11 protein-coding genes and 1 pseudogene are annotated in these 10,262 nt (G+C 68.3%); 2 read left to right on the top strand and 10 right to left on the bottom strand.

Annotated features, from left to right (window positions below; all coding sequences use genetic code 11):
- Positions 1-8: 8 nt before the first annotated feature.
- Together GA0115259_RS15805 and GA0115259_RS15800 are read right to left on the bottom strand one after the other, a co-directional pair.
- Complete coding sequence (locus tag GA0115259_RS15805; protein WP_345941018.1) at positions 9-404, bottom strand: DUF4180 domain-containing protein; 396 nt, start codon at positions 402-404, stop codon at positions 9-11.
- 81 nt (positions 405-485) lie between these two features.
- Complete coding sequence (locus tag GA0115259_RS15800; RefSeq protein ID WP_093596804.1) at positions 486-914, bottom strand: helix-turn-helix domain-containing protein; 429 nt, start codon at positions 912-914, stop codon at positions 486-488.
- A 138-nt stretch (positions 915-1,052) separates the two neighbouring features.
- Between GA0115259_RS15800 and GA0115259_RS15795 the strand changes: the two are divergent.
- Positions 1,053-1,250: pseudogene (locus tag GA0115259_RS15795) on the top strand (response regulator transcription factor); the annotation flags it as partial.
- A gap of 198 nt (positions 1,251-1,448) precedes the next feature.
- Positions 1,449-3,302: a glycoside hydrolase family 18 chitinase gene (locus tag GA0115259_RS15790; protein WP_093596800.1), complete on the top strand. Its 1,854-nt coding sequence runs from the start codon at positions 1,449-1,451 to the stop codon at positions 3,300-3,302.
- Positions 3,303-3,407: 105 nt separating this feature from the next.
- Here the strand turns inward: GA0115259_RS15790 and GA0115259_RS15785 are convergent, their stop codons facing one another.
- The 8 genes from GA0115259_RS15785 to atpE all read right to left on the bottom strand — a co-directional run.
- Positions 3,408-3,854 carry a DUF2550 domain-containing protein gene (locus GA0115259_RS15785; RefSeq protein ID WP_093596797.1) on the bottom strand — a complete coding sequence of 149 codons (447 nt, stop codon included), beginning with the start codon at positions 3,852-3,854 and terminating at the stop codon, positions 3,408-3,410.
- 125 nt (positions 3,855-3,979) lie between these two features.
- Positions 3,980-4,354, bottom strand: a complete 375-nt coding sequence (locus GA0115259_RS15780) for a F0F1 ATP synthase subunit epsilon (RefSeq protein WP_093596794.1) — start codon at positions 4,352-4,354, stop codon at positions 3,980-3,982.
- 120 nt (positions 4,355-4,474) lie between these two features.
- A complete protein-coding gene (gene atpD / locus GA0115259_RS15775; RefSeq protein ID WP_093596791.1) occupies positions 4,475-5,926 on the bottom strand; it encodes a F0F1 ATP synthase subunit beta in 1,452 nt (483 codons plus the stop codon).
- Positions 5,927-6,844 carry a F0F1 ATP synthase subunit gamma gene (locus GA0115259_RS15770; RefSeq protein ID WP_093596788.1) on the bottom strand — a complete coding sequence of 306 codons (918 nt, stop codon included), beginning with the start codon at positions 6,842-6,844 and terminating at the stop codon, positions 5,927-5,929.
- A gap of 20 nt (positions 6,845-6,864) precedes the next feature.
- On the bottom strand, positions 6,865-8,460 hold the full coding sequence (gene atpA, locus GA0115259_RS15765; protein WP_093596785.1) for a F0F1 ATP synthase subunit alpha: 1,596 nt from the start codon (positions 8,458-8,460) through the stop codon (positions 6,865-6,867).
- A 166-nt stretch (positions 8,461-8,626) separates the two neighbouring features.
- A complete protein-coding gene (locus tag GA0115259_RS15760) occupies positions 8,627-9,442 on the bottom strand; it encodes a F0F1 ATP synthase subunit delta (protein ID WP_093596781.1) in 816 nt (271 codons plus the stop codon).
- Complete coding sequence (locus tag GA0115259_RS15755) at positions 9,439-9,993, bottom strand: F0F1 ATP synthase subunit B (RefSeq protein WP_093596778.1); 555 nt, start codon at positions 9,991-9,993, stop codon at positions 9,439-9,441. The genes GA0115259_RS15760 and GA0115259_RS15755 overlap by 4 nt, the downstream gene beginning before the upstream one ends.
- A gap of 41 nt (positions 9,994-10,034) precedes the next feature.
- Positions 10,035-10,262: ATP synthase F0 subunit C (gene atpE / locus GA0115259_RS15750; protein WP_107469196.1), on the bottom strand; the 228-nt coding region annotated here is incomplete at its 5' end.

Here is a 10,262-nt window from a genome sequence, read left to right as displayed (position 1 = left end):
CGGCCCGCTCACGCGAGCGGGCCGCCGGGCCGGCCGCCGGGCGAGGCGAGGCGGGCGCGGAAGGCTTCCGTGTCGGGGACGAAGCAGAGCTGGGTGCCTCTGTTGCTCTCGCGGACGAAGTCGCGCAGTGCGGTGCTGGCTTCCGTGTACGAGGTGATGTCGCCCACGACGGCAAGCTTCAGGCGGTAGTTGGCGAACTTCTGGACGATGTCCCCCGCCACGCGCGTGCGCAGCCGGAAGAAGTCGTCCGTGAACCGGGCCACCGGAACCGCGACCCAGGCGGCGCCTTGGTACATCCCCTCCCCGATCACATCGGTGGCGGCGCGCTCGTCGCCCAGCGGCGGACCGTCGGACGCGCACATGAGGACGAGGGTGCCGTCGAGGTCCTGGAGTACGTCAGGCACGGACTATGTCCCTTTCGTGATTCGGTCGGCCATGTCGGCCGGTCGTGTCGGCTGGTTATTTCCGCGGGTCATTGCGGCCGGTCATTGCGGCTGCTCGATCAGGGTGTTGATGACCTTCAGCAGGTCGGCGGTGGTGTCCAGGGCGCCCAGGACGATGATTTTGAGGGTGGCCCGCTCCTCGTCGTAGACGGTCTCGACCCGCAGGCGGTCACGGCCCTGGCTGCCGTCACGGCTGAGGGCGAGGGCCATGACCGTATTGGTCAGCCGGGTCATCGCCTCGGGACTGAGGGCGTCGATCTGCACGATGGCGGACACCTCGGCATACCGCGTCCGCCGCACGGGCGGAGGCGCCGGACTCCCGGTGAACGCCTCCAAGTCCTCCCGGGCGACGCGGTACTGCTTCCCCACTCGCGTCGCCTTGAGCCGCCCGTCCCGTACATAACCCCGCACGGTCTTGACGTGCAGATCCAGCAGCCCGGCCACCTGCTCCACCGAATAGAACTCCCACACAGCACTCCCTTTCCTTCCCCAAAGTAACACCTAACGAGGATGAATAGGGAAGCAAAGGGAATGACAGGATCACCGCTCAGTTCTTCACGAGCGCCCGGCGCGGCCGGGACCGCGGCCGGTCCGGATCTGCCGCACGGCCTCAGCCGCAGGGAGCGCGAGGTGCTCTCCTGTCTCGGTGAAGGACTGTCGAATGCCCAGATCGCCGTACGCCTGACGATGGCGGAGGCTACGGTGAAGACCCATGTGAGCCGGCTGCTCGGCAAGCTCGGTCTCCGCAGCCCAGTCCAAGCGGCGGTGCTGGCCCAGGAGTTGCGAATCCGGTCCGACGAGCTGTGAAAGCCCCCCGGAAGGCCCCCGGAACAAGTTCCGGAACGCCCAGTTCCGCGGCCCGCTCCACCGCACCTTTGGTCTGGACCTATTGACGAGTGGTCCAGACCTTCCTACTCTCACCGCACACGCTGCGGTGAGCCGTCGCAGGGTGAGCAGTGCACGGACCCACCCCCGCTTTGTCCGGTACTCACCTGAGGAGCACGCTTGAACATCCAACCCGCCCTCCACAGAACGCGATTCAGATCGAAGGCTGTCGCGGGTCTGACCGCGCTGCTGCTGCCGCTCGCGGCCCTGGTCGGACTGGCCACGCCCGCGGAAGCCGCCGACTCGGCGACCGCCACCTACGCCAAGGTCTCCGACTGGGGCACGGGCTTCGAGGGCAAGTGGACGGTGAAGAACACCGGCACCACCAGCCTCAGCTCCTGGACGGTGGAGTGGGACTTCCCCTCCGGCACCGCCGTCACCTCCGGCTGGGACGCCGACATCACCGGTTCGGCCAACCACTGGACCGCCAAGAACAAGTCCTGGAACGGGACACTGGCCCCCGGCGCCTCCGTGAGCTTCGGCTTCAACGGCAGCGGTGCGGGAGCCCCGTCCAACTGCAAGCTCAACGGCGCCTCGTGCACCGGCGGACCGAGCGTCCCCGGCGACAACCCGCCCTCGGCTCCCGGCACGCCCACCGCGAGCAACATCACCAACACCGCGGTGACGCTGAGCTGGACGGCGGCCACCGACGACAAGGGCATCAAGAACTACGACGTCCTGCGGGGCGGCACGAAGGTCGCCACGGTCACCGGTACGACGTACACCGACTCCGGTCTGAGCGCGGGCACCGACTACTCGTACACCGTCCAGGCGCGTGACAGCGCCGACCAGACGGGCCCGGTCAGCGGCGCCCGCGCGGTCCGCACCACCGGTGGCGGCGGCACCGACCCGGGCCCCGGCGGCAAGGTCAAGCTCGGCTACTTCACCGAGTGGGGCGTCTACGGCCGCAACTACCACGTCAAGAACCTGGACACCTCGGGTTCGGCAGCCAAGATCACGCACATCAACTACGCCTTCGGCAATGTCACCGGCGGCAAGTGCACGATCGGTGACTCCTACGCCGACTACGAGAAGGCGTACACCGCCGACCAGAGCGTCGACGGCGTCGCCGACACCTGGGACCAGCCGCTGCGCGGCAGCTTCAACCAGCTCCGCAAGCTGAAGGCCAAGTACCCGCACATCAAGGTCCTCTGGTCCTTCGGCGGCTGGACCTGGTCCGGCGGCTTCGGCCAGGCGGCGCAGAACCCGGCGGCCTTCGCGCAGTCCTGCTACGACCTGGTGGAGGACCCGCGCTGGGCCGATGTCTTCGACGGCATCGACCTGGACTGGGAGTACCCGAACGCCTGCGGTCTGACCTGTGACACCAGCGGCCCGGCCGCGTTCAAGAACATGGCGCAGGCCATGCGCGCCAAGTTCGGCGCCAACTACCTGGTCACGGCGGCCACCACGGCGGACGCCTCGCCCGGTGGCAAGATCGAGAAGTCCGACTACGCGGGCGCTTCCCAGTACCTGAACTGGATCAACGTCATGACGTACGACTTCTTCGGCGCCTTCGCCGCGCAGGGCCCGACGGCCCCGCACTCCCCGCTCACCTCGTACCCGGGCATCCCGCAGGCGGGCTTCAACTCCGCCGACGCGATCGCCAAGTTCAAGGCGCAGGGCGTGCCGGCCAACAAGCTGCTGCTCGGTATCGGCTTCTACGGCCGCGGCTGGACCGGAGTGACCCAGGACGCGCCGGGCGGCAGCGCGACCGGCGCCGCGCCCGGTACGTACGAGGCGGGCATCGAGGACTACAAGGTCCTCAAGAACACCTGCCCGCCCACCGGCACCATCGCGGGCACCGCGTACGCCAAGTGCGGCAGCAACTGGTGGAGCTACGACACCCCGGCCACCATCGCGACCAAGACGGCCTGGGCGAAGCAGCAGGGCCTGGGCGGCGCCTTCTTCTGGGACTTCACGGGAGACACGGCGAACGGCGAGCTGGTGACCGCGGTCAAGAACGGCATCGGATAACCGCCGGAACACAGCAGTGAGCTAGAACAGCAGTGAAGGGGGCGGCGCCCGAGCGCCGCCCCCTTCACCATGTCCGTACGTACGCGCACCGGCGCAAGCCCCGGCTCAGGCCACATTCACCCGCTGCCCGGGCGGCGCCGCCTCCAGCCAGGCGAGAAAGCCCGTCAGCGCGTCGTCGCTCATGGCGAGTTCCAGCCGGACACCGCGATGCGCACAGCCGAGAATGACCGCGTCGGAGAGCAGCGCGAGCTCCTCCTCGCCCTCGGGCGCCCGGCGTGCCACCACCTCGATGGAGGAGCGCTCCAGGGTGCGGCGCGGGCGCGGAGCGTACGAGAAGACCCGGAACCAGTTGATCCGGTCGCCGTTGTAGCGGGCGACTCCGTACACCCAGCCCTTGCCCGAGAGATCGGGCTCCTCCGGCACATTCCAGCGCAGACTGCAGTCGAACGTCCCGCCGGAACGCTGGATCAGCCGCCGGCGCAGACCGAAAACGAAGAGCCCCACCGCAACCAGTACGACGACCAGTCCGCATACGAGCAGAGCGAGGACCATCAACACCGACCTCCTCGCCTCATTCAGTACCGGAACAGAAATCGCACCTGCATCGCCTCAGCCGCGACCCGGTCTGGAGAGTCCAGCCAGGGCCGCGGCTGAGGGTAGAACCGTTGTGACAGGGCTCAGCGCACCGCCACCGCACGCAGCCGGACATCGGCGCGCCGCTCGGCGGCGGCGTCCTCGTCCGACTTCGCACGTTCCAGCGCCAGCTCCGCGCGCTGGGTGTCGATCTCGTCCGCCAGCTCGGCGATCTCCGCCAGCAGCGAGAGCTTGTTGTCGGCGAACGACAGGAAGCCGCCGTGCACCGCGGCCACCACCGTTCCGCCGTCGGTCGTACGGATGGTCACCGGGCCCGACTCCAGCACACCGAGCAGCGGCTGGTGACCGGGCATGACGCCGATGTCGCCGGACGTGGTGCGCGCGACGACCAGGGTGGCCTCGCCGGACCAGACACTGCGGTCCGCGGCGACCAGCTCGACATGCAGCTCAGCAGCCAAGGGTGGCTCCTCGGGTCACCACCCGGCCGTTCGGCCGGGTGTTGGGCTTGATTCTATGGGTTGTCGTCGGGAGCGTCGGAGGGGGGCGGGAGGAACCCGCCCCCCTCCATGAACAAGGGCTCAGGAGATGCCCAGCTCCTTGGCGTTGGCCTTCAGGTCCTCGATGCCACCGCACATGAAGAACGCCTGCTCGGGGAAGTGGTCGTAGTCCCCGTCGCAGATCGCGTTGAACGCGGTGATCGACTCGTCCAGCGGCACGTCCGAACCGTCCACACCGGTGAACTGCTTGGCGGCGTGGGTGTTCTGCGACAGGAAGCGCTCGACACGGCGGGCACGGTGGACGACGAGCTTGTCCTCCTCGCCCAGCTCGTCGATACCGAGGATCGCGATGATGTCCTGGAGGTCCTTGTACTTCTGGAGGATTCCCTTGACGCGGCTGGCCGCGTCGTAGTGGTCCTGCGAGATGTAACGCGGGTCCAGGATCCGGGACGTCGAGTCCAGCGGGTCGACCGCCGGGTAGATGCCCTTCTCCGAGATCGGACGCGACAGCACGGTCGTCGCGTCGAGGTGCGCGAAGGTCGTGGCCGGGGCCGGGTCGGTCAGGTCGTCCGCGGGCACATAGATCGCCTGCATCGAGGTGATCGAGTGACCACGCGTCGAGGTGATGCGCTCCTGGAGCACACCCATCTCGTCCGCCAGCGTCGGCTGGTAGCCCACCGCGGACGGCATACGGCCGAGCAGCGTGGAGACCTCGGAACCGGCCTGCGTGAAGCGGAAGATGTTGTCGATGAAGAGCAGCACGTCCTGCTTCTGCACATCGCGGAAGTACTCCGCCATGGTCAGCGCGGAGAGCGCGACGCGCAGACGCGTGCCCGGCGGCTCGTCCATCTGACCGAAGACCAGCGCGGTCTTGTCGAGCACGCCCGACTCGGTCATCTCGTCGATCAGGTCGTTGCCCTCACGGGTGCGCTCACCGACACCGGCGAACACGGAAACACCATCGTGCAGATTGGCCACACGCATGATCATTTCCTGGATGAGGACGGTCTTGCCGACGCCCGCACCACCGAACAGACCGATCTTGCCGCCCTTGACGTACGGGGTCAGCAGGTCGACCACCTTCAGACCGGTCTCGAACATCTCGGTCTTGGACTCGAGCTGGTCGAAGGCCGGCGCCTTGCGGTGGATCGGCCAGCGCTCCGTGATCTGGGACTCGGCCTCCGGCTCGTTCAGGATCTGACCGAGGGTGTTGAACACCTTGCCCTTGGTCACATCGCCGACCGGTACGGTGATGCCATCGCCCGTGTTGACCACCGTGGCCTGGCGGACCAGACCGTCGGTGGGCTGCATCGAGATGGCGCGGACCAGTCCGTCGCCCAGGTGCTGGGCGACTTCGAGAGTCAGCGTCTTGCGCTTGCCCTCCTCCGCCGGGTCCGCGACCTCGACGTGCAGGGCGTTGTAGATGTCCGGCATCGCGTCGACGGGGAATTCCACGTCGACGACCGGGCCGATGACCCGGGCGACGCGGCCCGTGGCCGCGGCCGTCACAGCATTCTCGGTAGTCGTCGTCATTTACCTGTCACTCCCCGCGGTCGCGTCGGCCAGGGCGCTTGCGCCTCCGACGATCTCGCTGATTTCCTGGGTGATTTCGGCCTGGCGGGCCGCGTTGGCACGCCGGGAGAGGCTCTTGATGAGCTCCCCGGCGTTGTCGGTCGCCGACTTCATCGCGCGCCGGGTGGCGGCGTGCTTGGAGGCGGCGGCCTGCAACAGCGCGTTGTAGATACGGCTCTCGACATAGCGCGGCAGCAGGGCGTCGAGGACGTCCTCCGCCGACGGCTCGAAGTCGAAGAGCGGAAGGATCTCGCCCTTCGCCGCGGACTCCTCGGCCGTCTCGCCGAGGCTGAGCGGCAGCAGCCGGTGCTGTACCGGCGTCTGCGTCAGCATCGAGACGAACTCGGTGAAGACGATGTGGAGCTCGTCCACGCCGCCCTCGGCCGTGTCCTGCTGGACGGCCCCGATCAGCGGCGCCGCGATCTTCTTGGCGTCCGCGTACGTCGGATTGTCGGTGAAGCCGGTCCACGACTCCACGATCCTGCGCTCGCGGAAGCCGTAGTAGGCGACACCCTTGCGGCCGACGATGTACGTGTCGACCTCCTTGCCCTCACCACGGAGCCGCTCGGTGAGCTGGTCCGCCGCCTTGATGGCGTTCGAGGAGTAGCCGCCGGCCAGACCGCGGTCGCTCGTGATGAGCAGGACCGCGGCACGGACCGGCGTCTCCGCCTCGGTGGTCAGCGGGTGCTTGGTCGTCGATCCCGTCGCCACCGCGGTGACCGCGCGGGTCAGCTCGGTCGCGTACGGCGTGGAGGCCGCCACCTGGCGCTGCGCCTTGACGATGCGCGAGGCGGCGATCATCTCCATCGCCTTGGTGATCTTCTTGGTCGCGGTGACGGATCGGATGCGACGCTTGTAGACCCGGAGCTGGGCTCCCATGAGTCAGGTCCCTTCCGTCGTCACTTGGAGACGTTGACGGCCGGCGCGTCCTCGCCCAGGAGCCTGCCGTCCGAGGTCTCGAACTGCCGCTTGAAGGCGGCGATGGCGTCCGCGATGGACTGGAGCGTGTCGTCCGACATCTTGGCGCCCTCGGCGATGCTGGTCAGCAGCTCCTTGCGCTCACGGCGCAGGTACTCCAGCAGCTCGGTCTCGAAGCGGCGGATGTCGAGGACCGGTACGTCGTCCATCTTGCCGTTGGTGCCGGCCCAGATGGAGACGACCTGCTCCTCGATCGGGTACGGCGAGTACTGCGGCTGCTTCAGCAGCTCGACCATGCGCTTGCCGCGCTCCAGGGACGCCTTGGAGGCCGCGTCCAGGTCGGAGCCGAAGGAGGCGAACGCCTCCAGCTCACGGTACTGGGCGAGGTCCACACGCAGTCGGCCTGAAACCTGCCGCATGGCCCTGTGCTGGGCGGAGCCACCGACTCGGGAGACCGAGATACCGACGTTCAGCGCGGGCCGCTGGCCGGCGTTGAACAGGTCGGACTCCAGGAAGCACTGGCCGTCGGTGATGGAGATGACATTGGTCGGGATGAACGCCGACACGTCGTTCGCCTTCGTCTCGACGATCGGGAGGCCCGTCATCGAACCGGCGCCCAGGTCGTCGGAGAGCTTGGCGCAGCGCTCCAGCAGACGCGAGTGCAGATAGAAGACATCGCCCGGGTAGGCCTCGCGGCCCGGCGGACGGCGCAGCAGCAGGGACACGGCGCGGTAGGCGTCGGCCTGCTTCGAGAGGTCGTCGAAGATGATCAGGACATGCTTGCCCTGGTACATCCAGTGCTGGCCGATGGCCGAGCCGGTGTACGGCGCCAGGTACTTGAAGCCGGCCGGGTCGGACGCCGGGGCGGCGACGATCGTCGTGTACTCAAGGGCGCCGGCCTCCTCCAGCGCACCGCGTACGGACGCGATGGTGGAGCCCTTCTGGCCGATGGCGACGTAGATGCAGCGGACCTGCTTGTTCGTGTCGCCCGAGCGCCAGTTGTCACGCTGGTTGATGATCGTGTCGACGGCCAGCGCGGTCTTGCCGGTCTGGCGGTCGCCGATGATGAGCTGACGCTGGCCACGGCCGATCGGCACCATGGCGTCGACGGCCTTGTAGCCGGTCTGCATCGGCTCGTGGACCGACTTGCGGACCATGACGCCCGGAGCCTGAAGCTCAAGGGCGCGGCGGCCTTCGGTCTCGATCTCGCCGAGTCCGTCGATCGGGTTGCCGAGCGGGTCGACCACGCGACCCAGGTATCCCTCGCCGACGGCGACGGAGAGGACCTCGCCGGTACGGGTGACCGACTGTCCCTCCTCGATACCGCTGAACTCACCGAGGATGATCGAACCGATCTCGCGCTCCTCAAGGTTGAGGGCGAGACCGAGGGTGCCGTCCTCGAACTTCAGCAGCTCGTTCGCCATGGCCGAGGGCAGCCCCTCGACCTTCGCGATGCCGTCACCGGCAACGCTGACCGTTCCGACCTCCTCGCGCGAGGCCGCGTCCGGCTTGTACGACTGGACAAAGTTCTCCAGCGCGTCCCGGATCTCCTCCGGCCGGATCGTGAGCTCCGCCATCTGGGTTCCCTGCTCTCCTTGTTGGGCCCGAAGTTTCTTTGGGGGTCTGTCTCGGGGTCTGGGGGCGACCCCCAGGAATCTTCTGCAATCTCTGCACGGCCCAACCGGGCCGCTGGTGTTGCTCTGTTCTGTTGGCCGGCGGCAGGCCGCCCGGCGCCGGCCGCGGTCAGCCGGCCAGCCGCCGTTCCGCCTCTGCGAGACGGTCCGCGACCGTGCCGTTGATGATCTCGTCACCGACCCGCACCGAGATCCCGCCGAGGACCTCAGGGTCCACGTCCAGGTTCAGATGCATCGGGTGGCCGTACAGCTTCGCCAGTGCCGCGCCGAGGCGCCGCTTCTGGGCGTCGGTGAGCGGTACCGCCGAGGTGACGACGGCGACCATCCGGTCCCGGCGCGCCGCGGCGAGCCGGGACAGGGTCTGGAGACCCGATTCCAGGCTACGTCCCCGGGGCTGCGTCACAAGACGCGCGACCAGGCGTTCGGTGGCCGGTTCTGCCCTGCCGCCGAGCAGCTGGTTCAGCAGCGCGGTCTTGGCGGAGACCGTTGCCGACCGGTCGGTCAGCGCCGCGCGCAGCCCCGTGCTGGACTCCACGATGCGGCCGAACCGGAACAGCTCGTCCTCCACGTCGTCGAGCGTCCCGGTCCGCTGCGCGGCGGTCAGCTCGGCGAGGGCGGACAGCTCCTCGATGGAGTCGACCAGGTCGCGCGGCTGCGACCAGCGGGAGCGGACCATGCCGGAGACCAGATCGGCGGCCGGGCCGCCCACCTGGCCGCTCAGCAGCCGTCCGGCCAGCTCGGCCTTGGCCTCGCCGGGCTGCGCCGGGTCGGTCAGGACCCGGCGCAACGACACCTCGCGGTCGAGCAGCGCGGTTACAGCGGCCAGCTCCTCGGCGAGTTTCCCGGCATCGACCGACGTGCTGTCGGTCAGTGCGTCGAGACGCTCACGTGCGGCAGCCAGTGCCTCGCGGCTCGCTCCGTTCATCGCCTGGCCTCGGCCTTCTCGGCGCCGTCCTCAAGCTCGTCGAGGAAGCGGTCGATGGTGCGGCTCTGCCGGGCGTGGTCCTCCAGGGACTCACCGACGAGCTTGCCGGCCAGTTCCGTGGCGAGCTTGCCGACGTCCTGACGCAGCGCACTGGCCGCGGCCTTGCGGTCGGCCTCGATCTGGGCGTGACCGGCGGCGATGATCTCCTCACGCTGCCGCTGTCCCTCCGCCTTCATCTCCTGGATGATGACGGCGCCCTGCTCGGTCGCCTCCTGGCGGAGACGGGCGGCCTCGTGCCGGGCCTCGGCGAGCTGGGCCTTGTACTGCTCCAGCACGCTCTGGGCCTCGGTCTTGGCCTCCTCCGCCTTTTCGATGCCACCCTCGATGGCCTCGCGGCGCTCTTCCAAAACCTTGTTGATGTTCGGGAGGAGCTTCTTGGCGAGGAAGCCGAAGACGATGACGAAGGCGATAAGACCGATGACAAGCTCGGGAACCGGCGGAATGAGAGGGTTTTCCAACTCCTCAGCCGCGATATTGAGCAGTGGGCTCACATCAGTGCCTTTCGTCTAGTGGGCTGGTCGTGAGTCCGCGATCAGATGCCGTAGACGAACGGCATGACCAGACCGATGAGGGCGAGCGCCTCACAGAACGCGAAACCAAGAATCTGGTTCGTACGGATCAGACCGGCCGCCTCGGGCTGACGGGCGAGGGCCTGGGTGCCGTTACCGAAGATGATGCCGACGCCGACGCCGGGACCGATGGCGGCCAGGCCGTAGCCGATGGAGCCGAGCGAGCCGGATACGGCGGGAAAAAACTGGGG

Source organism: Streptomyces sp. MnatMP-M17, assembly GCF_900091995.1.
Lineage (GTDB): Bacteria > Actinomycetota > Actinomycetes > Streptomycetales > Streptomycetaceae > Streptomyces.
Note: the sequence above shows the minus strand (reverse complement) of the source record. Positions and strands in the feature narration are given on the sequence as shown.